Source organism: Aeribacillus sp. FSL K6-3256, from assembly GCF_037965805.1.
Taxonomy (GTDB): Bacteria; Bacillota; Bacilli; order Bacillales; family Aeribacillaceae; genus Aeribacillus; species Aeribacillus composti.
In genome coordinates this window covers 2,805,636-2,828,918 of record NZ_CP150188.1, presented here as the reverse complement: position 1 = coordinate 2,828,918, position 23,283 = coordinate 2,805,636, and the positions used below count along the sequence as shown (strand labels likewise).

At 39.2% G+C, this 23,283-nt stretch carries 23 protein-coding genes; 18 read left to right on the top strand and 5 right to left on the bottom strand.

Annotated elements, in window-relative coordinates:
• Together thiI and NSQ84_RS13620 are read left to right on the top strand one after the other, a co-directional pair.
• A complete protein-coding gene (gene thiI, locus NSQ84_RS13625; RefSeq protein WP_066247844.1) occupies nucleotides 1–1,218 on the top strand; it encodes a tRNA uracil 4-sulfurtransferase ThiI in 1,218 nt (405 codons plus the stop codon).
• Nucleotides 1,219–1,310: 92 nt separating this feature from the next.
• A complete protein-coding gene (locus NSQ84_RS13620; protein WP_063387370.1) occupies nucleotides 1,311–1,529 on the top strand; it encodes an alpha/beta-type small acid-soluble spore protein in 219 nt (72 codons plus the stop codon).
• 53 nt (nucleotides 1,530–1,582) lie between these two features.
• On the opposite strand, the gene NSQ84_RS13615 is transcribed toward NSQ84_RS13620, so the two are convergent.
• Nucleotides 1,583–2,383, bottom strand: coding sequence for an NAD kinase (locus NSQ84_RS13615; protein WP_094246343.1), 801 nt, complete (start codon nucleotides 2,381–2,383; stop codon nucleotides 1,583–1,585).
• Nucleotides 2,384–2,519: 136 nt separating this feature from the next.
• Between NSQ84_RS13615 and sppA the strand changes: the two genes are divergently transcribed.
• From sppA to NSQ84_RS13570, 9 genes are all read left to right on the top strand, one after another.
• Complete coding sequence (sppA, locus tag NSQ84_RS13610; protein ID WP_063387372.1) at nucleotides 2,520–3,521, top strand: signal peptide peptidase SppA; 1,002 nt, start codon at nucleotides 2,520–2,522, stop codon at nucleotides 3,519–3,521.
• 11 nt (nucleotides 3,522–3,532) lie between these two features.
• Nucleotides 3,533–4,018: an RDD family protein gene (locus tag NSQ84_RS13605; protein WP_063387373.1), complete on the top strand. Its 486-nt coding sequence runs from the start codon at nucleotides 3,533–3,535 to the stop codon at nucleotides 4,016–4,018.
• A gap of 68 nt (nucleotides 4,019–4,086) precedes the next feature.
• Entirely contained in the window at nucleotides 4,087–4,791 is a 705-nt protein-coding gene (locus NSQ84_RS13600) for a DUF2953 domain-containing protein (RefSeq protein ID WP_339211987.1), read from the top strand.
• On the top strand, nucleotides 4,788–5,255 hold the full coding sequence (gene ytfJ, locus NSQ84_RS13595; protein WP_063387375.1) for a GerW family sporulation protein: 468 nt from the start codon (nucleotides 4,788–4,790) through the stop codon (nucleotides 5,253–5,255). Before NSQ84_RS13600 ends, ytfJ begins: the two co-directional genes overlap by 4 nt.
• A gap of 101 nt (nucleotides 5,256–5,356) precedes the next feature.
• Complete coding sequence (tpx, locus tag NSQ84_RS13590; RefSeq protein WP_063387376.1) at nucleotides 5,357–5,857, top strand: thiol peroxidase; 501 nt, start codon at nucleotides 5,357–5,359, stop codon at nucleotides 5,855–5,857.
• A 90-nt stretch (nucleotides 5,858–5,947) separates the two neighbouring features.
• Nucleotides 5,948–6,937 (top strand): class I SAM-dependent methyltransferase, encoded by a 990-nt coding sequence (locus tag NSQ84_RS13585; protein WP_144597838.1) that lies wholly within the window; start codon nucleotides 5,948–5,950, stop codon nucleotides 6,935–6,937.
• Between the two features lie 365 nt (nucleotides 6,938–7,302).
• A complete protein-coding gene (locus NSQ84_RS13580; RefSeq protein ID WP_327873802.1) occupies nucleotides 7,303–8,493 on the top strand; it encodes an acetate kinase in 1,191 nt (396 codons plus the stop codon).
• A 327-nt stretch (nucleotides 8,494–8,820) separates the two neighbouring features.
• Nucleotides 8,821–10,278 carry an alkaline phosphatase family protein gene (locus NSQ84_RS13575; protein WP_327873801.1) on the top strand — a complete coding sequence of 486 codons (1,458 nt, stop codon included), beginning with the start codon at nucleotides 8,821–8,823 and terminating at the stop codon, nucleotides 10,276–10,278.
• A gap of 75 nt (nucleotides 10,279–10,353) precedes the next feature.
• A complete protein-coding gene (locus NSQ84_RS13570; RefSeq protein ID WP_327873800.1) occupies nucleotides 10,354–11,175 on the top strand; it encodes an EcsC family protein in 822 nt (273 codons plus the stop codon).
• Nucleotides 11,176–11,187: 12 nt separating this feature from the next.
• Here the strand turns inward: NSQ84_RS13570 and NSQ84_RS13565 are convergent, their stop codons facing one another.
• Nucleotides 11,188–11,490, bottom strand: coding sequence for a hypothetical protein (locus NSQ84_RS13565; protein ID WP_117017227.1), 303 nt, complete (start codon nucleotides 11,488–11,490; stop codon nucleotides 11,188–11,190).
• Between the two features lie 166 nt (nucleotides 11,491–11,656).
• Between NSQ84_RS13565 and NSQ84_RS13560 the strand changes: the two genes are divergently transcribed.
• From NSQ84_RS13560 to NSQ84_RS13540, 5 genes are all read left to right on the top strand, one after another.
• Nucleotides 11,657–12,862: an argininosuccinate synthase gene (locus NSQ84_RS13560; protein WP_063387384.1), complete on the top strand. Its 1,206-nt coding sequence runs from the start codon at nucleotides 11,657–11,659 to the stop codon at nucleotides 12,860–12,862.
• Nucleotides 12,859–14,229, top strand: a complete 1,371-nt coding sequence (gene argH, locus NSQ84_RS13555) for an argininosuccinate lyase (protein ID WP_063387385.1) — start codon at nucleotides 12,859–12,861, stop codon at nucleotides 14,227–14,229. The genes NSQ84_RS13560 and argH overlap by 4 nt, the downstream gene beginning before the upstream one ends.
• A gap of 229 nt (nucleotides 14,230–14,458) precedes the next feature.
• Nucleotides 14,459–15,220, top strand: coding sequence for an SDR family oxidoreductase (locus NSQ84_RS13550; RefSeq protein WP_063387386.1), 762 nt, complete (start codon nucleotides 14,459–14,461; stop codon nucleotides 15,218–15,220).
• A 69-nt stretch (nucleotides 15,221–15,289) separates the two neighbouring features.
• Nucleotides 15,290–15,970, top strand: coding sequence for a metal-dependent hydrolase (locus NSQ84_RS13545; RefSeq protein WP_063387387.1), 681 nt, complete (start codon nucleotides 15,290–15,292; stop codon nucleotides 15,968–15,970).
• A 142-nt stretch (nucleotides 15,971–16,112) separates the two neighbouring features.
• Complete coding sequence (locus tag NSQ84_RS13540; protein WP_066247825.1) at nucleotides 16,113–17,432, top strand: CBS domain-containing protein; 1,320 nt, start codon at nucleotides 16,113–16,115, stop codon at nucleotides 17,430–17,432.
• Between the two features lie 47 nt (nucleotides 17,433–17,479).
• On the opposite strand, the gene NSQ84_RS13535 is transcribed toward NSQ84_RS13540, so the two are convergent.
• Nucleotides 17,480–17,779: a YtpI family protein gene (locus NSQ84_RS13535; RefSeq protein WP_063387389.1), complete on the bottom strand. Its 300-nt coding sequence runs from the start codon at nucleotides 17,777–17,779 to the stop codon at nucleotides 17,480–17,482.
• A gap of 88 nt (nucleotides 17,780–17,867) precedes the next feature.
• On the opposite strand from NSQ84_RS13535, the gene NSQ84_RS13530 reads away from it, so the two are divergent.
• Nucleotides 17,868–18,806, top strand: a complete 939-nt coding sequence (locus tag NSQ84_RS13530) for a bifunctional oligoribonuclease/PAP phosphatase NrnA (RefSeq protein ID WP_130156151.1) — start codon at nucleotides 17,868–17,870, stop codon at nucleotides 18,804–18,806.
• A gap of 46 nt (nucleotides 18,807–18,852) precedes the next feature.
• Here NSQ84_RS13530 and ytrI read toward each other — a convergent pair whose 3' ends face one another.
• Together ytrI and NSQ84_RS13520 are read right to left on the bottom strand one after the other, a co-directional pair.
• Nucleotides 18,853–19,356, bottom strand: a complete 504-nt coding sequence (gene ytrI / locus NSQ84_RS13525) for a sporulation membrane protein YtrI (RefSeq protein ID WP_094246336.1) — start codon at nucleotides 19,354–19,356, stop codon at nucleotides 18,853–18,855.
• Nucleotides 19,353–19,691, bottom strand: a complete 339-nt coding sequence (locus NSQ84_RS13520; RefSeq protein WP_063387392.1) for a YtrH family sporulation protein — start codon at nucleotides 19,689–19,691, stop codon at nucleotides 19,353–19,355. The genes ytrI and NSQ84_RS13520 overlap by 4 nt, the downstream gene beginning before the upstream one ends.
• Nucleotides 19,692–19,904: 213 nt before the next feature.
• Between NSQ84_RS13520 and dnaE the strand changes: the two genes are divergently transcribed.
• Nucleotides 19,905–23,243 (top strand): DNA polymerase III subunit alpha, encoded by a 3,339-nt coding sequence (dnaE, locus tag NSQ84_RS13515; protein WP_339211984.1) that lies wholly within the window; start codon nucleotides 19,905–19,907, stop codon nucleotides 23,241–23,243.
• Nucleotides 23,244–23,283 lie beyond the last annotated feature (40 nt).

Here is a 23,283-nt window from a genome sequence, read left to right as displayed (position 1 = left end):
ATGCAATATGATCATATTTTAGTCAGATATGGTGAAATGTCTTTAAAGGGAAAAAATCGCAAACATTTTATTAACCATTTGAAGAACAATATAAAACTTGCATTGTCTTCCTTTTCGTCTTTAGAGTATACAGCGAACAGAGATCGTCTTTTCATCAAATTAAATGGAGAAGACGGGGAAAAGGTAGCGGAAAAATTGCAAACAGTTTTTGGCATACAGTCCTTCAGTTTGGCAATCAGAACGAAAAGCGACATCGAAGCCATAAAGGACACGGCTTTACAGGCAGTCAAGCAATTGTATAAAAACGGAGACACTTTTAAAGTGTCGGCCAAAAGAGCAGATAAATCGTTTCCGTTAACTTCAGACCAACTCAATTATGAAATTGGCCGGCATATACTTATTCATACTGACGGTTTGAAAGTAGATGTTCATCATCCGGACATAAACGTGCGCGTAGAGGTCCGTCCGCATGCCACATATATAATGTGCAAAGATTTTAAAGGGGCGGGAGGGCTTCCGGTTGGTTCAAGCGGAAAGGCGATGCTGATGCTTTCTGGAGGAATTGACAGCCCTGTCGCTGGGTATTTGTCAATGAAAAGAGGCTTGGAGATTGAAGCGATCCATTTCTTCAGCCCTCCATATACGAATGAAAGAGCGAAGCAAAAGGTTATGGATCTCGTAGAAAAATTAACCGAATTTGGCGGCAAAATCGTGCTTCACATCGTTCCGTTTACAGAAATTCAAGTGACCATTCAGCAAAAAATATTAGAAAATTATACAATGACATCGACTAGAAGAATGATGTTAAAAATTGCCGATGAAATTCGGAAAAACCGAGGCGCCTTAGCCATTGTAACAGGCGAAAGTCTAGGGCAGGTAGCAAGCCAAACGCTTGAGAGCATGTATGCTATTAATGAAGTGACGACAACTCCTATACTGAGACCTTTAATTTCAATGGATAAAAATGAAATCATTGAAATTGCCGAAAAAATTGATACGTTTGAGATTTCAAACAGACCTTATGAAGACTGCTGTACTATTTTTACACCAGCTTCACCGAAAACGAAGCCGAAAAGGGAGAAAATATTAAAGCTTGAAAGCTATGTAGATTTTCAACCTCTCATTCAGAAGGCGATTGAGGAAACAGTAACAATTGAATTTCCAAGAAAACATGATATACAAGAAAAAATAGAAGAGGATTTTGAAAATTTACTATAATATTCCACAAGTTCAAAACAATTACCATTTCGTTTTATGCATGAAGCCATGTGTTTTTTCACATTCTATATCCACAAGGAGGTGAATGACACATGGCTCAAAACAGATCTAGCAACTCTAACCAAATTTTAGTTCCTGGTGCTGAACAAGCACTTGAGCAATTAAAAACTGAAATCGCATCAGAATTCGGTGTAAACTTAGGTCCTGATACTACATCCCGCGCGAACGGCTCCGTTGGAGGAGAAATTACAAAGCGGCTTGTATCTTTTGCTCAGCAGCAACTATCTGGCGGTGGCGGAACATTTCAATAAATGAATATTTTGGCTTTTGAGCGAAAAGGTGATCCTTTTCGCTCATTTTCATTTTATAAAAAGGTTCTTTTCACTTTATCCCAGAAAGAATTATCTTTTAATTTAACAGTTTTAATTTTTTTCTTTCCTAATTCAATATCCAGCTGGTTGACATGACGAATGCTTAGAGCTTCGTTGTCCATTCCGATAATCGGATAATCGTTGCCGTCCTGCACTACTTTTAATGTAAGCTTTCGATTTCCGCTTAAAATAAAAGAGGATCCTAACGTCCGATATAGATTATTGTTCAAAGATGCAAGTTCAGTTACTTGTAAACAGTCTATGAGCGGATCGACGACAGCTCCCTTCACAGATTTATTGTAGGCTGTGCTCCCTGTTGGAGTGGCAATAATCATTCCGTCGCCTCGGAACGTTTCAAAATGCATATCATCAATAAATACATCCAGAACAAATGTTTTAATAATTGCTGATCTGACACTGCATTCATTTAAGCAGGAAATCTTTACTTCATGGTCGACGGTGACATCGATGGTTGGATATCTTCTTACCTCGACCTTTTCCAGCTGAAAAGCTTCAACTAATTTGTCTTTTTGATCTATATGGAAATCACAATAAAAACTGATATGCCCTTCAGTTGCGATGCCTATGTACAGACAGTCGTCGCGAAATTGCGTTTTTCTAACCGCTTGCAAAAATGTTCCGTCCCCTCCGATTGCTACGATAATGTTCGCATGTCTCCAATCTTCAACAGGACGAAAATCATACTGCTTCGCCAAGTCAATCAACGAAGCTATTTTCTGTTCAAGGTGATCGCTATGTTTGTAAAAGAAGTAGATATTTCGGCGTGGATCCATCAAAAAAACCTCCTCTTTTTGGAAGATTCTCCACAATTATATAAATAAATGTTAAAATACACTATGATATATAGTTTAACATTTTTATAATGGAACATGTCAAAAAAGGTGAAATTGAATCAAGGAGGTAAACATCTTGAGTGGAAAAAGGTGGGCTGCGTTAGGAATTGCCGCAGCATTATTTGTTTTTTCGATGATCATTAGCTTTACTTCTATGGCTGTTTCAAATGCAGAAAAATTGTCTGAGAATTTTTTTGAATCGCAGTTTTCCGAGGAAGTCCTTGAAGAAGGAATGCCGGATGAAAAAATTGCGGTGCTGGAAGTAAATGGAGTGATTCAAGATACGGGAGAAGATGTTACATCGATTTTTGCCAGTGAAGGCTACAATCATAAAGAATTTTTGAAATTGATTGAAAAGGCCGGCGAGGATAAAAGCGTAAAAGGAATAATTTTGCGAGTCAACTCTCCTGGCGGGGGAGTAGTGGAAAGTGCAGAAATTCATAAAAAACTAATGGAAGTTAAAGAAAAGGCGAAAAAGCCGATTTATGTTTCGATGGGAACCATGGCAGCTTCAGGAGGATATTATATTTCAACTCCTGCCGATAAAATTATTGCAGCACCGGATACGATGACAGGCTCGCTAGGGGTCATTATGCAAGGAATAAACTACAGTGAATTGGCAAAAAACTTTGGGGTGAAAGTAGAAACGATCAAAAGCGGTCCATATAAAGACATTTTTTCTTCAACAAGAGATATGACAAAAGAGGAAAGAGAAATTCTTCAAAAAATGGTGAATAACGCTTATGAAGGCTTTGTAGACGTAATCTCGCAAGGAAGAAAGATGGATGAAGGGGAAGTGCGGAAAATTGCCGATGGACGAATTTATGACGGCCGGCAGGCGAAGCAGCTCCATTTAGTTGACGAGCTAGGCTATTTTGATGATGCGGTGGAAATGATGAAAAAAGACTTAGACTTATCAGATCCATATGTATTCAAATATAAATCGAGCTTTGGATTTGAATCGTTCCTTTCCATGATGGCTGGGAAGGTGATCTCTAAAGATCTGGAAATGCAGGGACTATACAAATTGTTTTCACAACCGAATTCTCCCCGCCTGATGTATTTATATTCGGAGTAGGAGGTGCCAACATGGATGGAACATTTGAAGAAATAAATCAAATTGAACAAAAGCGTGAGGTTCAAACAGACATCTCTTATCACTTTGCGGGATTTTGGATGCGGTTTTGGGCATACTTGCTTGACCTCATTGTTGTTTCAAGCGTCATCCGAATTGTTGCCAATCCGCTTTTTTTACTGATCGGATTGGAAAAAAGCGATTTTATTTTTTCACCTTATCGAATTTTAAGCGCCTTGTTTTTCTTTTCCTACTTTATTCTTATGACGAAGTTTTTAGGACAAACGCTCGGGAAAATGGTTTTTGGCCTGCGTGTTATATCTTTAAAAAATGATAAGCTTACATGGACCGATGTTTTCTTCAGGGAATGGATCGGACGGTACATCTCCAAGGTTACGTGGATTGGATATTTGATCGTTGCTTTTACAAAAAAGAAACAAGGACTGCACGATTTATTCAGCGATACAACAGTTATTCATGATGAACGGTTTTCAAGATGACCTGCCGAAAAGGCAGGTTTATTTTTTTATAGAGAGGTGATAATGGTTCACTGAAAGGATGTGAAATTATGCCATTTTGGCTTTCAATAGTCTTTGTCCTATTTTTGATATTTGTGCTTCTAGTTGCAATGACAAAATTAACGATTGTACTTTCATATAAACACGATAAATATGACGATCGGCTAAGAGTGACATTTCTATTGTTTTTCGGCCTTATTCGCTACACAATCAAAATCCCTTTTATAAAACTGGATCAAGAAGGTCCAAATATCGTTTATAAACAAGAAAAAGAAACGAAACATTCAACTCAAAAATCGTCCGAAAAAGTGACTCCTGAAGAGCTGTTTGAGAAGCTGCAAAATTTTAAAGAAATATTGGAAAATGTTATCCACTTTTCCTTTATTATTCGGAAATTTTTGAAGAAGGTTCGGATTGTGAAATGGGAGTGGCGTACTGAAATCGGAACGGGAGAAGCTGCCTCAACAGGAATGTCGGCGGGTACACTATGGGGGATGAAAAGCTCTATTATTTATTTCGCTTCCCGATACTTTACATTAAAAGGTTATCCAGTTGTTTCAATCTTTCCTAATTTCAACCGAATGGTTTTGAAAACGACATTTGTATGTATGATGCAATTCCGACTTGGGAATGCTATCATAGCAGGATTGCGTCTCGTAAAATGGTCGAGATCAAAAACAGCATTATGGCGAAACTTACCGTTTGCCAAGAAAAACAAGAAGAATGAACATAGTTTAGAGGAGGCAAAAGTATGAGCGATCATCCGATTCAAGGGTTAATGAAAACGGCAATGGAAAACTTGCAGCAAATGATCGATGTCAATACCATAATTGGCGATCCAGTTGAAACTCCTGATGGGAGTGTTATACTAACCGTTTCAAAAGTGGGATTCGGATTTGCGGCAGGTGGCAGTGAATTTTACGGACCGACAGGTGAAAAACATTCAAGCGGTCCTTATGGAAGCAGCACTACAGGTGAAAAAGGAAAACTTCCTTTCGGCGGAGGAAGCGGAGGCGGTGTATCGATTACGCCAATTGCATTTCTTATTGTTGGAACAAATGGAATCAAAATTCTTCATTTAGATGAAAATACCCATCTTTATGAAAAAATTTTAGATGCAACCCCTCAAACGGTAGAAAAAATTCAAGAACTGTTTCGAAAGAAAAAACATATACAAGACGATAACAATGAAAAAGAAAAAATTGATTTTGACATTTAAAGCTGCTTTGGCAGCTTTTTGAAATTTTCAAACACTTTTTCTTTGAAAAGTCTACAAAAACAAGCTATAGTTAAACTATACATAGATTTGGAGGGGATAAAATGGCGAACGTAACATTTAAAGGAAATCCGGTAACTCTTTTAGGAAATGAAGTGAAGGTTGGAGATAAAGCGCCTGATTTCAAAGTGCTTGCGAATGATTTGTCGGAAGTTACTTTAGCTGATACAAAAGGGCAGGTCCGAATCATTTCTGTTGTTCCTTCGATCGATACTGGCGTATGTGATGCACAAACACGCCGCTTTAATGAAGAAGCTTCCAAGCTGGATAATGTTAAAATTTTAACAATCAGCATGGATCTTCCTTTTGCGCAAAAACGTTGGTGCGGTGCGAACGGAATTGAAAATGTACAATTGTTATCTGACCATCGCGACGCTTCTTTCGGACAGGCGTACGGAGTATTAATCAAAGAATTGCGTCTGCTTGCTCGCGCTGTTTTTGTTGTTGATTCAAACGATAATGTAACATATGTAGAATATGTCAGCGAGGCGACAAATCATCCAAACTATGAAGCGGCGATTGAAGCTGCAAAAGCAGCAAATTAAGGACCTGATGCAAGGTCCTTTTTTTCTTGCTTATAAAACAATGAAACGCTAAAATGAAAGGATGTGACGAGCTTAAAGGAGGAAGCCTTTATGCAAGGATTTTCAAATGTTGAAAAACTGTTTTCACTCATTAATGAGACGGCAGAAATCATTAAAAACGAGATGAATTGTACATACATTGAAGCGGTAGCGAACACAGGAGAAAACCTGTTTCACGGAACTGCAGTTCAAGATTCCATTAGCGAAATTACAAGTAAAAAACTGAACAATATATACCGGACGTTTCATTTGGATCACTACTCAAATGAAGAAATTCGGAGAGCTTTTCAGCTCGCTGTTTTAAAAGGATTAAAGGAAGATAATCAGCAAATCCACCAAATGACCCCTGACAGTGTTTGCATATTGCTCGGCTATCTTGTGCAAAAATTTTTTCAAGATGAAAAAAATTTAATGATTTTAGACCCTGCTGTAGGTTCGGGTAATTTACTCTCGGCTGTCTTAAACCAACTGGAAGCAAAGCAAGTTGAAAGCATTGGAATCGATATAAATGATTTGTTAGTTAAAATCGCTTATGTGAATGCAAATTTGCAGAAGCATTCTATTGACTTTTATAATCAGGATAGCTTAAAAAACCTTTTTATCGACCCTGTGGATGCGGTGGTGTGCGACCTGCCAGTCGGCTATTATCCCGATCATGACGTCGCAAAGCATTTTGAATTGAAGGCTGATGAAGGCCATTCTTACGCCCATCATCTTTTTATTGAGCAGAGCATCCGCTATACAAAAGAAGGCGGTTATTTGTTTTTCCTTATACCAAACCATCTTTTTGAGACGCCTGAAGCTCCAAAATTGAATCGATATTTAAAAGAAAATACAGTGATTCAAGGCCTGTTGCAGCTCCCGCGCTCCATGTTTAAATCGGAAAATAGTCGAAAAAGCATCTTTATTTTGCAAAAAAAGGGAGAAGGAATTGTACCGCCCAAACGGGTTATGCTTGTTGATCTACCGAAATTTTCGAATAAAAAAGCTCTTGCTTCGATTATGGATCAAATTGATGAGTGGCTCCGGACAAATAAATGAAAAGATGAAGACACTAAAAGGTGACAGCCATGTCGCCTTTTTTTTTAGGATTCGGTTTATTTCATCTATTTTTCATAAAAACTAAACTAGAGAAAAGAAATCTTCGGTTTTAGCGAATAGTGGCTTTCCGTTTCATTTAGGAAGTGGATGGAAGCGCTTTTTATTTTTAGAAATTTTTGTATACAGATAAACATTTATTTTTCACTTGAAATGTTGCTTTATCAATGTTTAAATGTATAGAGCGATCATCTCTCTTTTTAAAATTAGACAAGTCTGGTGTTTCACATATTTTGCTAATTTCTATGTCACATGCAGGAATTTTTAAAAAAGTTTCATCAACAAAAAGAAGGAGAGAATGAAAATACATGCCTAAGATTTTAGCTGTAAATGCTGGAAGCTCTTCATTAAAGTTTAAATTGTTTGAAATGCCGAATGAAGAAGTTTTAACAAAAGGGGTAGTTGAAAGGATTGGTTTGGACCAATCATTTTTTAAGATATATGTTAACGGAGAAGAAAAGAAAGAAAGTTGTCAAATTACCGATTTTTCAATAGCGGTACAGCTTGTGCTAAATAAATTAACTGAATATGGAATTATCCGGACGTTAAATGATATTGACGGAATCGGTCATAGGGTTGTACATGGAGGAGAGATCTTCAGTGACTCAGAGCTTATTACGGATGGAACTTTAAAGAAAATTGAAGAACTCTCTCATTTGGCGCCTTTGCATAATCCAGTCAATGTGCTTGGCATTCGCGCCTTCCAAAAGGTGCTTCCGGACGTTCCAGCGGTAGCGGTGTTCGATACTGCCTTTCACCAATCGATGCCGGAACAATCTTACTTATACAGTTTGCCATATGATTATTATGAAAAATACGGAATTCGCAAATACGGCTTCCATGGAACGTCTCATAAATATGTAACGGAACGGGCAGCTCAATTGCTTGAAAGACCTTTAAAGCATTTGCGGCTTATTTCCTGCCATCTAGGAAATGGTGCCAGCATTGCAGCAGTTGAAGGCGGAAAATCAATCGATACATCGATGGGATTTACGCCTCTTGAAGGTGTTGCGATGGGAACTCGTTCCGGAAGTATTGATCCAGCGCTTATCCCATATATCATGGAAAAAACAGGTAAAACCGCTGATGAAGTTATTAATGTATTAAATAAAAAGAGCGGACTTTTAGGAATATCCGGTTTCTCAAGCGATTTGCGCGATATCGAAGATGCTGCAGCGAAGGGGAATGCTCGCGCCGAATTGGCATTGGCGGTTTTTGCTGACCGCATTCATAAATATATCGGATCTTATGCGGCGCGGATGTGCGGTGTGGATGCGATTATCTTTACCGCCGGCATTGGTGAAAACAGTGACGTTGTCCGCGAACGAGTGCTGCGGGGATTGGAATTTATGGGCGTTTATTGGGATCCTGCCTTAAACAAAGTACGTGGAAAAGAAGCGTTTATTAACTATCCACACTCACCAGTAAAAGTTCTAGTTATACCGACAAATGAAGAAGTGATGATTGCAAGAGATGTAATGAGAATAGCGAATTTATAAGGTTTTGCCGAGGGATAACAGCAAAACCTGAACTCGTAACCAACGCAACCTTTTTTCATATTCCGAAATGGATATGAACGGAGGTTGCTTTTTTTTACCAATAAAAAGTGGAAATAATCTATTTATATGATGAACGATGCAGGGGAACTAAAATGATTCATTCCCTCCAACATTTTTTATTTCAAAAATAAAGTAGTGATGATTGAAAGGGGATGAGAATGATAATAGCGTTTAATATTGCTCCGGTTTAAAAAACCGGAGTTTTTTGCATGATTTTCACCTTCTAGACAAATTCTAATAGCAAATAAACGATGAGGATGGAACAAAATGGCTAAAAAAAATGTGATATTGTTGATTATCGATACTCTCATGCTCCCTTTTTTGAAAAAAGCAGTAGACAATAAAATGGCGCCGGCTTTCGCCTTTTTCATGAAGCATGGTACTGCTTCAGAAATTATCAGTCCTTTTCCGACGATGTCCGTCAATGTGGAAAGCAGTCTGCTTACCGGGCATTACTCAGATGTGCATCACGTTCCAGGATTAGTCTGGTTTCATGATGAAGAAAAGCGTCTTATTAATTATGGAACAAATGCATCTGAGCTTTTACAGCTGGGGCTCGCAACTTCATTAAAGGATCCGCTGTACAATATAAATCATGAGCATTTAAACAAAAAGGCCGCAACCATTTTTGAAGAACTGAGCAAAAAGGGGAAAAATTCCGCGTCTATTAATGGACTTCTCTATCGAGGAAGTCAGGAAAAAGTAATGCAGCTTCCGTTTTTATTATCTTTGCTGCCTACTTTTCATAGAAGCCTTACTGTTAAGGGACCGGATTTGTTAACTTACGGCTCCTTCATTAAACAAAACCCATTTGCAAAGTATGGACACTTCTGGCAAAGATTTGGCTTTAATAATCGATTTTCTGCTCAGGAGCTTATTTATCTTATTAAAAATCATTCTTTGCCTCCTTTTACAATGGTCTATTTTCCTGATATGGATCAAATTATACATAAAAAAGGAGTTGAGGATCTGTCAGGAATCGTAAAAACAGATCGTGAATTGCAAAAAGTGTTAGACAGTTTTCATTCATGGGAGGAAGCGCTGAAGAACAATGTTTGGATCATTATGGGCGATAACGGCCAAGCGGTTGTCCGCCCGAGAAATCAAAATCCTCTGATCCATTTAGAAAAGCTACTCAGCCCATATCGTATTACCAAGCTGTCAAAAGGTGTACGGAAGGATGATGATCTCGTACTTGCGGTCAATCAACGCATGGCGTTCGTATATTTATTACAGCCGAACCATTCGCTTGAAGAAATTGCAAACATTTTGAAAACAGATGCACGCATCGATGTCATCGCTTGGCGGGAAGAAGAGGAAAAAATAAAAGTTGTTTCAGGGCGGCGGGAAGGAATGCTGATGTTTAAAAAAGGAGGTCAATGGGAAGATCCGTATGGAAGTATGTGGACTTTAAACGGAGACATTGAAGTGTTGGATATTTTCACGGAAGGAACCCGAATTAAGTACGGGGAATATCCGGATGCGCTGGCAAGATTACATGCAGCCGCTTTGTCACATAAAGGACAATTTCTTATGATTAGCGCTTATCCTGGCTTTGAATTCAAGTACGGGTCATCTCCAGTGCATGTGGGCGGTGCGAGTCATGGCGGTTTACACCAGCATGACTCTTTAGCAGCAATCATCGTTTCAGGGACAGAGCGATTGCCGAAGTATAATCGGATGATAGATGTAAAGGATTGGATTTTATCAATGCTCGACTCTTAAGAGTTATATCAATTCCGTGATATAATATCATTGTATATTTGCGAGCATTTGTTTAAAAAGAAAGGCGGTGCATTTTTGGGGGCCATTTTGGAAGAAAGCTGGGTAAATCAAATGAAATGCTGGGAGGAAGAGTTGGAAAAATGTGCATGTAAATGCACGCTTCCATTTGACAAATGGCTGGAAACAAGATTGAATGACCTTCCTGAGCATATTCAAAAAGAAATGTTTGAGAAGGTCGATTACGTTTTGTTTCATATGCATTCGATTTTGCAAAGCTCGATCTTCTATTCAGAAACACGGAAGCGGATCCTCTCATTTGCACGTGTTATTTCCGATCAAGTTCAAACGATCACTGATTTAAAAAAGCTCCCTTTAGAAGAATGCTATCAATTGGCTGAGAAGGAAATGGCGAAGCAGCGGCTGTATTCCTTTATTCAAGGAGGAATCGCATCTTCAGGTGGTGTTTTTTCGCTAAGTGCAGATATTGTGCTGCAAATAATTTTTCATATGCGGGCTGTGCAAACATTATCTCTTGCGTATGGTTATGAAGTTTCGTCACCTTATGAAATGATGCTGTCTCTAAAGGTTTTTCACAGCTCTTTAATGCCGAAACATTTAAAATTTGAAGCGTGGAATCAACTAAAAGAGGAATTACAAAATGGAGATGATGCTTATTTTTATGAGCAGAACGAACCATTTGTCAACCATCAAACTGTAAACCAAATCTTAAAATGCATTGCCGTGCAAACATTCAAATATAAAACAATTCGGGGAAAGCCGATTTTAAGCTTAATGATCGGAGGCGGCATTCGCTATCGTTCTATGAAAGTGGCCATTGAGTTTGCCCATAAATTTTATCAATATAGACATCATTATGAAGGGATGAGCTTGAGATGAAAATATAATTTCTCAAGCTTTTGTTATATGCGGATCAATCCGGTACCAAAGCCATAAATCATTGATGATGGAAGCAATCTCACTGATTTCTTCATTTAGTCTGCACGAAAGCTCAAAATCCTCTTCGTCATTCAACTGCTCTTGCTTTTTATTTATTATCGCTTCTAAATGTTTAATGCGGTCAGGGATTTGTCCACGTATACATTCCCAATCCGATAAAATTTGCTGTTGAACCTCATTTGGATATTCCTCCCAATGCTTGCTGAATGCAGGAAGAGGAATCCCCAATCTTTCGTTATATTCAAACATTTCCATTCCTCCATTTTTTATTATGCAAATTATATCATAAACAAATAATGCTTTTTTAAAAAAACTATTGAAAAAAGTCAGCAAAACTGTTACATTTTTAATTAATGATTGCATTTTTATGAATAAAAAAGTATTTTTATTCATTTTGTATACATCGGAGAGGAGAATGAACATGTCAAAACCAAAAGTAGTATTGGCCTATTCTGGAGGTTTAGATACATCTGTCGCCATCAAGTGGCTGCAAGAAAAAGGATACGACGTCGTTGCCTGCTGTCTGGACGTTGGGGAAGGGAAGGATTTAGAGTTTATTAAAGAAAAAGCACTAAAAGTCGGTGCTGTACAATCTTATATTATAGATGCGAAAAAAGAGTTTGCGGAAGAATATGCGTTGATCGCCCTTCAGGCACACACCCTTTATGAAGGTAAATATCCTCTTGTTTCCGCTCTTTCAAGACCGCTCATTGCCAAAAAATTAGTGGAAATAGCGGAAAAGACCGGCGCTGTTGCAGTTGCTCACGGTTGTACCGGAAAAGGAAACGACCAAGTGCGCTTTGAAGTTTCCATAAAAGCGTTAAATCCTGAGCTGGAGGTTTTGGCACCTGTTCGGGAATGGAAATGGTCGCGTGAAGAGGAAATTGAATATGCGAAACAGCATGACATTCCAATTCCGATTGATCTGGACAGCCCATATTCCATCGATCAAAACTTATGGGGAAGAAGCAATGAATGCGGAGTTTTAGAAGATCCATGGGCTGCACCGCCTGAGGATGCCTATGAACTGACTTCTTCCATTGAAAATGCACCGGATGAAGCGGACATCATCGAAATTGAATTTGAACAAGGCGTACCGGTAGCAGTGAACGGTCAAAGAATGCAGTTAGATGAACTAATTTTGAAGCTGAATGCGCTCGCTGGAAAACATGGCGTCGGCAGAATCGATCATGTGGAAAACAGACTTGTCGGCATTAAATCGCGCGAAGTGTACGAATGCCCTGCGGCTATGACATTGATCAAAGCGCATAAAGAATTGGAAGATTTAACACAGGTTAAAGAAGTAGCGCATTTTAAACCGCTGATCGAACAAAAGCTTGCCGAGCTTATTTACAACGGTCTTTGGTTCTCTCCGCTGAAAAGCGCATTGGAAGCATTTTTGAAAGAAACTCAAAAATATGTAACAGGGACAGTGCGCGTAAAATTGTATAAAGGGCACGCAATTGTTGAAGGAAGAAAATCTCCGTACTCGCTTTATGATGAAAAGCTGGCCACCTACACGCAAGAAGATTCATTTGATCATGAAGCAGCAGTCGGCTTTATTAAACTGTTCGGCCTTCCAACAGCGGTGAACAGCATCGTGAAAAACAAGAAGGTGACAATATGAAAAAACTTTGGGGCGGCCGTTTTCAAAAGACGCCCGAAGCATGGGTCGACGAATTCAATGCGTCGATCACGTTTGACAAACAGCTCGTAGAGGAAGACATTCAAGGGAGCCTCGCCCATGTTAAAATGCTTGCCAAGTGCGGCATTTTAACAAAAGAGGAAGGAGAAGCGATTGAAAAAGGGCTGCACCGTCTTTTGGAAAAAGCAAAAAATGGGGAGCTTGAATACTCCGTTCAATATGAAGATATTCATTTAAACATTGAAAAAATGTTAATAGATGAAATCGGACCGATCGGCGGAAAGCTGCATACATCAAGAAGCCGCAACGACCAAGTGGCGACCGATATGCATCTATACTTAAAAAAACATGTTGAAGCCATTGTGGAACTGATCAGAGAATTGCAAAAAGCGCTTGTAAACAAAGCTGAACAGCATATTGAGACAATTTTGCCGGGATATACACATTTGCAGCGGGCGCAGCCGGTTTCATTCGCCCATCATTTATTGGCTTATTTTTGGATGCTTGAGCGTGACAAATCTAGATTTACAGAATCTTTGAAACGGATTAATATCAGTCCGCTTGGCGCTGCCGCATTAGCTGGGACAACCTTTCCGATTGACCGGAAATATACGGCTGAGCTTTTAGGCTTCGATGAAGTTTATTTAAACAGCCTGGATGCTGTGAGCGACAGGGATTTTATTGTTGAATTTATGAGCAACAGCTCGCTGTTGATGATTCATCTCTCAAGATTTTGCGAAGAATTAATTTTATGGTGCTCGCAGGAATTCCAGTTCGTTGAAATGGATGACGCTTATTCGACCGGCAGCAGCATCATGCCACAAAAGAAAAATCCGGATATGGCGGAATTAATTCGAGGGAAGAGCGGCCGCGTCGTCGGCAATCTCGTCGGTTTGCTTACGGTTTTAAAAGGTCTCCCTCTTGCCTATAACAAAGACCTGCAGGAAGATAAAGAGGGCATGTTCGATACTGTAAAAACAGTAGAGGGCTGTTTGCAAATTATGACGGGAATGATCGAAACGCTGAAAGTAAATAAAGAGCAGATGGAAAAATCGGTGAAGCAGGATTTTTCAAACGCTACTGAACTCGCTGACTATTTGGCGAAAAAAGGCCTTCCTTTCCGCGAAGCTCATGAAGTAGTCGGAAAACTTGTATATAAATGCATTCAAAAAGGAATCTATTTACTTGACTTGCCATTAGAAGAGTATAAGGAAGCATCCTCTCTGTTTGAAAATGATGTATATGAAGTTCTGAACCCATACGAAGCGGTCAACAAACGAAACAGCTTAGGTGGAACCGGATTTAAGGAAGTAAAGGAGCAAATCAATAAAGCAAAGGCGATTATATAAATCCAACTCCATTTGTTTTAATTGAATAAAGACCTTCAATGAAAAATCAGTCTTCTGCGCATAAGCTGAAACAGGCGGGTACTCATTGTGCCCGCTTTTTTGTATGGAAAGGCCGCCTTGCACTTGCATTCCAACCTCTTGCTGATAAAAATCGTGGAAGCTATTCCGTTTTTGCATTTTAAAAAATTATTGTAAAATGATTGTAGTAAATAAAGGGAGGAATTGATGGGTGCGCCATGCAATTGTTACGGCAGGCTCAAGAGGTCTTGGAAGAAAGGTGACCGAATTATTTTTGGAAAAGGGGTACAGCGTGACGGTCAGTTATCACAATAATCAAACAGGAGTTGAACAACTGCAGGAAAAATATGCTTCTATGCGCGACCGTTTGCTGTTTATACGATGTGATGTGACGAAAAAGGAAGATTTAATTCGGCTGATTGATCAAACTTATCAGTGCTTTGGCCGTATTGACTGTTTAGTTAATAATGCGGGTCCGTATATATTTGAGAGGAAAAAGCTTGCTGATTATTCTGATCAGGAATGGTATGAAATGATTGAAGGAAATTTAAGCTCGGTGTTTCATTTAGTGAAACGAACAATCCCGATTATGAGGAAACAAAAGTATGGCCGAATCATTACCTACGGCTTCCAAGGTGCCGGGGATGCTTCAGGATGGCTTCACCGCTCGGCGTTCAGCGCGGCTAAGACCGGACTAGTCTCTTTGACAAAAACGATTGCTATTGAAGAGGCGGAAAACGGCATCACAGCAAATATGGTTTGTCCAGGAAACATTACGGCGGAAATGAAAGAGGCGACCATTGAAGAAGCTAGAAAGCATATTGACGTGAACACTCCGATTGGAAGATCAGGTACAGGGGAAGATATCGCAAGAATTATAACCTTTTTGTGCGATGAACAGTCAGATTTTATTACAGGCGCCATAATTGAAGCGACGGGAGCTGCTAATGTCATTCATCGATTTCATCAATAACGATAAAACGTTTTCAAAAGCATAAGTTTCCAGTAAAATGAAAGTAGATTCGAAAAGGAGGGGTTTTTTATGAAGGTTTCCTTTCACGGTCATTCCATCGTTCAAATTGAAACAAATGGGAAAAACATTATCATTGATCCGTTCATTAATGGGAACGGGCAAACCGATTTGAAGGTAGAAGATGTGAAAGCAGATGTCATTTTGTTGACACACGGCCATAATGATCATGTAGGGGATACGGTTGAGATTGCAAAAAGAAATGATTCGTTAGTCGTGGCGATTGCAGAGCTGGCTACATACTTGAGCTGGAAAGGGATTAAAACCCATGGAATGAGCATCGGGGGAGCATATGAGTTTGAGTTTGGAAAAGTAAAGCTGACTCAGGCTTTCCATGGCTCCAGCTATACGGAAGATAACCAAAACATTGTGTATACTGGCATGCCAGCAGGAATTTTGTTGACAGCTGAGGACAAAACGATTTATCATGCAGGCGATACAGCATTGTTTTCTGATATGAAATTAATTGGAGAACGCAATGAAATTGATTTAGCCTTTTTGCCGATTGGCGATAATTATACAATGGGGCCGGAGGATGCTCTTACAGCAGCAGAATGGATTCGAGCTAAAAAAGTCGTGCCGATTCATTACAACACGTTCCCAGTGATCCAGCAAAACCCTGAAGATTTTGTTTCCAAGCTTCCAGACGGTGTCGGTCTCCTATTGAAACCAGGAGAAACAATCGAACTGTGAGATTGTTGATGGACGGCTTTTAGCCGTTCATTTTACGTATTATGAGTTCAAAGCATTTGTTTGTTAAACAGTAAATTTTAGGAAAAAATAAGTAAATGTTTGAAGAATTTGCCAATCATGTAACTTAAAAGGAGGGAAGAAATTGGCGACAAAGCATGAACAAATTTTGAACTATATTGAGTCTCTGCCCGTCGGAGATAAAATTTCTGTCAGACAAATTGCCAAAGTTATGAATGTCAGTGAAGGAACTGCCTATCGTGCGATTAAAGATGCGGAAAATAAAGGCTTTGTCAGCACAATCGAAAGGGTCGGCACCATTCGAATTGAAAAAAAGAAAAAAGACAATATTGAAAAGCTGACATTTGCGGAGGTTGTCAATATTGTCGACGGACAAGTGTTAGGCGGCAGGGCCGGTCTTCATAAAACTTTAAATAAATTCGTTATCGGCGCCATGAAATTGGAAGCGATGATGAGATATACAGGTGCTGGAAACTTGCTCATTGTCGGCAACAGGACAAAAGCCCAGCAGTCGGCTTTAGAGGCAGGTGCCGCCGTTTTAATAACCGGGGGATTTGACACAGATGATTATGTAAAAAAACTGGCGGATGAGCTCGAGCTCCCGATAATATCCACTAGCTACGATACTTTTACAGTGGCTACGATGATAAACAGAGCGATATATGACCAGCTGATCAAAAAGGAAATCGTGTTAGTGGAAGACATTTTGACCCCATTAGAAAAAACTGTCACGTTAACCCCGAATGATCCGATTGAACGCTGGTTTGAATACAACCGGCAAACTGGACACGGACGATTCCCGGTCATTGATCAAGGTTTGAAGGTTGTTGGAATTGTCACGGCAAAGGATATTATGACGTCAGATCGAAAAACATCCATTGAAAAAGTGATGACAAAAAGCCCGATAACCGTTACAGGAAAAACATCTGTCGCTTCAGCTGCGCAAATAATGGTTTGGGAAGGAATTGAAGTATTGCCTGTTGTGGACGGAAACGGCCGCCTATCAGGTATGATTTCCAGACAGGACGTTTTAAAGGCTCTCCATTCAATTGAACGGCAGCCGCACACAGGTGAAAAAATTGATGACATCATCACGAGGCAGATGATCAATCTTTCTGATGAAGCAAAAGAATCAAACATTTTTAAATGTGAAGTAACACCGCAAATGACAAACCAGTTCGGTACCATTTCATACGGTGCCTTCACAACTCTAGTTACAGAAGCGGCCAATTATCATTTGAGACAAAAAAAGAAAGGCGAGCTTGTCGTTGAGAATATGACGATTTATTTTTTGAAACCTGTTCAAATGGAAAGCATGATTGAAATTCATCCGAAAATATTAGACGTGGGTCGAAAATTCGGGAAAATTGATGTGGAAGTATTCCACGAAAACACTTTAGTCGGCAAAGCTATGTTAATGGTGCAAATCATGGATCGTAATTAAAAAAAGACTGTCTGAAAAATAAGGACAGTCTCTCCCATATAATTTTCTTAGCGGGCATTTTCGCTTTCTTTGATTGCCAAAGGCAAATAATATTTGTAAGCTTTATATCCTGCCCAAATGCTCAGACAACCTGTTATAATAAAAACAACACCGACGATGAGCGCAACAGTGGATCGGTTTAAAAACATTTGGTTTAATCCGAAAAAGAAGACAAACAATCCTAGAGAAATGCTAGATTTAGATGAAATCCAGCTTCTTTCCATCGGACGTTTCGTGCGAAAATATTTGATTTTGTAAAAAACATAAAAAGATAAAGAAATGACCGTTAGGATAGCTAAAACAGGCATGATGTCAACCTCCATCTAAGTATCGATTATCATTTTACCATTAGTAAATGATGAAATAAAACATTTATGATGATAAAGGAGAGCTGAAATGAAACAACAGATTTTAAATGAAATAAAAGCATTCGATACGATTATTATACATAGACATGTCCGGCCGGATCCTGATGCATACGGTTCTCAGTGCGGGCTTGCGGAATTGTTAAAAGAATCGTTTCCTGAAAAAAACATATATGTAGTCGGCAACGATGAGCCTTCTTTAACGTTTTTGTACAAAATGGATGAAATTCAAGATGACGTCTATCAAGAAGCACTCGTCATCGTATGTGACACAGCAAACCAAGAACGAATTTGCGATCAAAGATATGATAAAGGGAAAAAATTGATCAAAATCGATCATCATCCAAATGAAGATCCTTATGGAGATATAGTCTGGGTAGACACATCTGCCAGCTCTGTCAGCGAAATGATTTATGAATTTTATCTATTTGGCAAAGATCAAGGCTTAACATTATCGAAAAAAGCAGCCAGTCTCATTTATGCCGGAATTGTTGGGGATACAGGAAGATTTTTGTTTTCAAATACGACGAAAAAAACGTTCCAATATGCAAGCGAGATTATAGACTATGGGTTTTCATTTACGCAAATATACGACGAAATGTATAAAACGAAACTTAATGTGGCGAAGCTGAACGGTTACGTCCTGCAAAATTTCGTTTTGACTGATTCAGGGGCCGCTTATATAAAGCTTCCTAAAGAACTATTGGACGAATACCGCGTCACTCCTTCCGAAGCTTCACAGCTCGTCGGTGCTTTAGGAAATATTGAAGGGATCAAGGCGTGGGTGCTGTTTGTCGAGGAAAACAACGAAATTCGGGTCAGATTCCGCTCGAAGGGAATCGTGATCAATGAGCTTGCAAAACGCTTTAAAGGCGGAGGCCATCCGCTTGCGGCCGGAGCTACGATCGACAGCTGGGAAACTGCGGATCAAATCATTCAAGAGCTGGTCGCTTTATGTAAAACATCTTAAGGAGGGCGCTTTTTCCCTCCTCATAATAGGAGAAAAGTTGGCATTATTATTTGCTCAATTTCAATTCTACTTCAACAATAATGGTCGGTGTAATGACAAGCTCCACGACAGTAGCGTTGTATTCTTTGTCATCTATTTTATATTTTCTATTTTCAATCGTTTTGGCAATTAAATGCCTTGTTTTCACAACACTGTCAATATCTTTTGCAATTAAATCAGCTAAATCGTTTTTGATCGTATTTTCAATCGAATATTTCATTAATTCATCCAGCTTATATTTTTCCGCATTTTTAATTTCGATTTCGACATCCTGTACAGTCAATAATTCTAAGTTTCTCTTATTTAGCTCTTTGTAATCCCTCTGCCAAATTTGAATGTCGTTTTTTAATTGTTCGATCGTTTCTTGCTGTGTTGAAATGATTTTTACTTGTTTTTCTTGGTAATAGCCAAAGGAATATAGAAAAAACCCCCAGCTAATAAGAGCTCCTACGGCAACTCCGGCAAAAAAACGCTGCCATGAAGGCTTTTTATAATAAGGCGGGATTCTCATTGCGAAACATGCTCCTGTGTGAACCAAGAGATTAAGAGCCAGCCTGTTTGAGAACCGCCCATGGCGGAAATGATTAACAAAATCTGTTTCACAATGTCCTTTGTCGCTCCTTCAAAAATCCCTCGTTCAAAGCTGTAAAACGCATCAAACGTCCCTCCAATAGCTGCAACAAGAGCCCAAATTTTCAATTTGTTTGCCATTCTGAAAATGGAGGTGAGAGGAGCATCGCCTGTAATATATGCGCCAATACCGCCGATTAACGAGCCGCCGAAAATGACTCCTAACGCAATAAAATACACTTTAATAAAGGTTGCAATAAAAGTATCTGTTTCCATTGAGCTTCCACCATCCTTTCTTCCGTTCATTGGGGAAATATGATTATAATAAACTTGCTAAATAGCCGGTTTCAGCAAGCAGTGAAAAGGCTTGGTTTATTCTCTTTCTTTATATGTATATGGATGGGAAGATGAAAGTATGAAGTTTGTCTTTCATTGAAAACAATGACTATAATTGTTTTAAGAAATCATTGAAAAAAGGTGGGGTCTTCATTGCCTTTTGTTCACCTACAAGTGAAGAGCGCCTATAGTTTGCTGGCTAGTGCTGCTGGATTGGACAAGCTTGTCCGCTATGCGAAAAAAACTGGTCAAACAGCTCTAGCCTTGACAGACCATCATGTCATGTATGGAGCGATCTCTTTTTATAAAATTTGTAAAGAACACGGGATTAAACCGATTTTCGGTTTAACTGCTACCGTTATCATAAAAAACGAACCGTATCCTTTTGTTTTGCTTGCTAAAAATAACAGCGGATACCGCAATTTGCTTAAATTAAGCAGTTTGCTGCAAACAAAGTTTCCGAAAGGACTTCCGCTTTCTTTTTTTAAACAATACAGCAGGGATCTTTTTGTGATCACACCTGGCAGACAAGGCTTGATTGAGCAGCTGCTTATAAACGGACAGATTGCAGAGGCAGGAAAAGCGGTGGAGTTTTTTCAAAGCATGCTCGATCCAAATTCTTTTTACATATCCGTACAAAATCACGGCTTGCCGGAAGAGCAGCAATTAAATGAAAAAATTGCGGAGCTGAGAGAAACGATCAAAGTTCCGATTGTCGCAACGAACGATGTTTTATATGTTGAAAAGGATGATGCATTTGCACACCGCTGTTTGCTGGCGATTAAAGACGGAACGACTGTAGAAGAACAAGACGCAGCGTTTGCTTCCGAATATTATTTAAAATCCCCGGCGGAAATGATAAACAATTTCGCGAACTTTCCTGATTCCATTGAGAATACTGTTCGGATCGCCTCCGAATGCCATGTTGAAATAGAATTAGGCAAAACAAAATTGCCCAAATACCCCTTTTCTGGAGGATTGAGCAGCGATGATTTTCTTGAACAGCTGTGCTTTGAAGGATTAAGAAAAAAAGTAACATCCCCTTCGGACGAGTATGTCAAAAGGCTTTCGTATGAGCTGTCTGTTATAAAAAAAATGAATTTTAGCGATTATTTTTTAATCGTTTGGGATTTTATGAAATACGCGCATGAAAAAGGTATTGTAACCGGTCCAGGCCGCGGTTCAGCAGCCGGCTCTTTAGTGGCATATGTACTAGATATTACGAATGTAGATCCAATTCGCTATAATCTATTGTTTGAGCGTTTTTTAAATCCTGAACGTGTTTCAATGCCAGATATCGATATTGATTTTCCGGATACAAGACGGGATGAAATGATTGAATATGTTGCGCGAAAATACGGAAAAGGGCATGTGGCTCAAATCATCACTTTCGGTACTTTTGCGGCCAAAGCTGCTATTCGAGATGTGGCAAAAGCGCTTGGAGCTTCGAATAAAGAGGTGGATGTGCTCGCAAAGCACATACCTTCAAAGCTTGGAATTACTTTAAGAGAAGCATTTGAACAATCGGCAGCATTTCGAAACATCCTTCATTCAATGGAAAAAGGAAAGGAAATTTTTGAAACGGCTTTAAAGCTGGAAGGCTTGCCACGGCATGTATCGACGCATGCTGCGGGAGTGGTGCTAAGCGATTATCCGCTGACTGAAGTCATTCCGATTCAAAATGGTCATCACAATATATATTTAACACAATATTCAATGGATTTTTTAGAAGAAATCGGGCTGTTGAAAATCGATTTTTTAGGTCTGCGAAATTTAACGTTAATAGAAGATATCAAACGTTTAATTGAACGTTACGAGGGAACAAAGCTCTCTGTTCACTTTACAAATTATGATGATGAAAAAACGTTTTCCCTTTTATCGGAAGGAAATACGACAGGTGTGTTCCAATTTGAGTCAGAAGGAATGAGGAAAGTTTTACAAAAGCTAAAACCTACTAATTTGGAAGATTTGGTTGCGGTTAATGCTTTGTATCGTCCAGGACCGATGGAAAACATTCCTGTCTATATCGAACGGAAGCACGGCCGGATGCCGGTAGAATATTTGCATAAAGATTTGCAGCCTATTTTAGAAAAGACATACGGAGTCATTGTGTATCAAGAGCAAATAATGGAAATCGCAGCGAAAATGGCCGGTTTTTCGTTAGGGGAAGCAGACCTGTTGAGACGGGCCGTCGGCAAAAAAATTAAAACGATTTTGGATGAAAACAGAAATCGCTTTATTATAGGTTGTTTAAAAAAAGGATACGACGAAAAAATCGCGAATAAAGTATACGATCTCATTGTTAAATTTGCCAACTACGGTTTTAACCGCAGCCACGCTGTTGCCTACAGCATGATTGCCTATCAGCTTGCTTATTTAAAAGCCCACTATCCTTTATATTTTATGGCTGCGTTAATGTCGAGCATCGGAGGAAATCAAGAAAAATTAGCGCAATATGTTCGAGAAGCTTCAGAAATGGGAATTACAATCCTGCCGCCGTCCATTCATAAAAGCGGTTTTTCTTTTTTAGTGGAAAACGGATCTATCCGATTCGGACTTGCCTCGATTAAAAATGTTGGCATTGCCGCCATGAAAGAAATTGCAAAAGAAAGAAAAAAGAAGCCTTTTGAAGATTTGTTTGATTTTTGTATCAGGATGTCTTCAAAGGCAGTCAATCGCCGAACAATAGAAGCGCTCATTTTTTCTGGTGCGATGGATGATTTTGGGCAAGATCGGGCAACGTTGCTTGCTAGTATTGATGTTGCGCTCGAGCATGCAGAATTGTTCAAAATGGATGAAAAAGAGCAAATCGTTTTTCCGCTTGACGATCTTGCTGCGATTAAACCAAAGTATGTGGAAGTGGAACCGTTCACCATTGAAGAAAAATTAAAATTCGAAAAGGAAACATTAGGATTTTATTTATCAAGCCATCCGATTCAGCCTTATGATTCGGTTTTGAAGCAGCTGGGGGCAGTTCGATTAATGGATTTATCGCAATGGATTGAAAAAAAAGTTCATGTGGGCGCGTATGTGACGAACGTAAAGGCAATTCGCACAAAAAGCGGCCAGGCGATGGCTTTTCTCAATATAAGCGATCAAAGCGGGGATGTAGAAGCGGTCTTGTTTCCTAATGAATACGCAAAGTTCAGCGGAAAAATAAAGAAAGGGAATGTATATTTGTTGACCGGAAAACCGGAAATTAGAAATGAACATGTTCAATATATAATTCAAGACGTAAAAGACATCTCGGAATTTAAACGGCAGCGTGCTTTATTTTTAAAAATTGCAGATGAAGCATCAGAGAAACAAAAGCTTCTCGAAATAAAAAAAGTATTGCAGGATTATCCAGGCAGCATACCTGTATTTATTTACCATGAACGAAAAAAGAAAGCGGTCAAGCTTCCCGAAACATTTGGTGTACAACCGTCTGAACAATGTTTGAATCGATTGCGGGCATTGCTCGGAGAAAGGAATGTCGCCTTGAGAGAATAAACATGTCTTTTTCTTTACAACGGATTGCATGTATAATATT

Bases quoted from the DNA above. Each gene is read 5' to 3' on its own strand.
- thiI (WP_066247844.1), top strand. From the start codon at position 1: ATGCAATATGATCATATTTTAGTCAGATATGGTGAAATGTCTTTAAAG.
- NSQ84_RS13620 (WP_063387370.1), top strand. From the start codon at position 1,311: ATGGCTCAAAACAGATCTAGCAACTCTAACCAAATTTTAGTTCCTGGT.
- NSQ84_RS13615 (WP_094246343.1), bottom strand. From the start codon at position 2,383: ATGGATCCACGCCGAAATATCTACTTCTTTTACAAACATAGCGATCAC.
- NSQ84_RS13605 (WP_063387373.1), top strand. From the start codon at position 3,533: ATGGATGGAACATTTGAAGAAATAAATCAAATTGAACAAAAGCGTGAG.
- NSQ84_RS13600 (WP_339211987.1), top strand. From the start codon at position 4,087: ATGCCATTTTGGCTTTCAATAGTCTTTGTCCTATTTTTGATATTTGTG.
- ytfJ (WP_063387375.1), top strand. From the start codon at position 4,788: ATGAGCGATCATCCGATTCAAGGGTTAATGAAAACGGCAATGGAAAAC.
- tpx (WP_063387376.1), top strand. From the start codon at position 5,357: ATGGCGAACGTAACATTTAAAGGAAATCCGGTAACTCTTTTAGGAAAT.
- NSQ84_RS13585 (WP_144597838.1), top strand. From the start codon at position 5,948: ATGCAAGGATTTTCAAATGTTGAAAAACTGTTTTCACTCATTAATGAG.
- NSQ84_RS13580 (WP_327873802.1), top strand. From the start codon at position 7,303: ATGCCTAAGATTTTAGCTGTAAATGCTGGAAGCTCTTCATTAAAGTTT.
- NSQ84_RS13575 (WP_327873801.1), top strand. From the start codon at position 8,821: ATGGCTAAAAAAAATGTGATATTGTTGATTATCGATACTCTCATGCTC.
- NSQ84_RS13565 (WP_117017227.1), bottom strand. From the start codon at position 11,490: ATGGAAATGTTTGAATATAACGAAAGATTGGGGATTCCTCTTCCTGCA.
- NSQ84_RS13560 (WP_063387384.1), top strand. From the start codon at position 11,657: ATGTCAAAACCAAAAGTAGTATTGGCCTATTCTGGAGGTTTAGATACA.
- argH (WP_063387385.1), top strand. From the start codon at position 12,859: ATGAAAAAACTTTGGGGCGGCCGTTTTCAAAAGACGCCCGAAGCATGG.
- NSQ84_RS13545 (WP_063387387.1), top strand. From the start codon at position 15,290: ATGAAGGTTTCCTTTCACGGTCATTCCATCGTTCAAATTGAAACAAAT.
- NSQ84_RS13535 (WP_063387389.1), bottom strand. From the start codon at position 17,779: ATGCCTGTTTTAGCTATCCTAACGGTCATTTCTTTATCTTTTTATGTT.
- NSQ84_RS13530 (WP_130156151.1), top strand. From the start codon at position 17,868: ATGAAACAACAGATTTTAAATGAAATAAAAGCATTCGATACGATTATT.
- ytrI (WP_094246336.1), bottom strand. From the start codon at position 19,356: ATGAGAATCCCGCCTTATTATAAAAAGCCTTCATGGCAGCGTTTTTTT.
- NSQ84_RS13520 (WP_063387392.1), bottom strand. From the start codon at position 19,691: ATGGAAACAGATACTTTTATTGCAACCTTTATTAAAGTGTATTTTATT.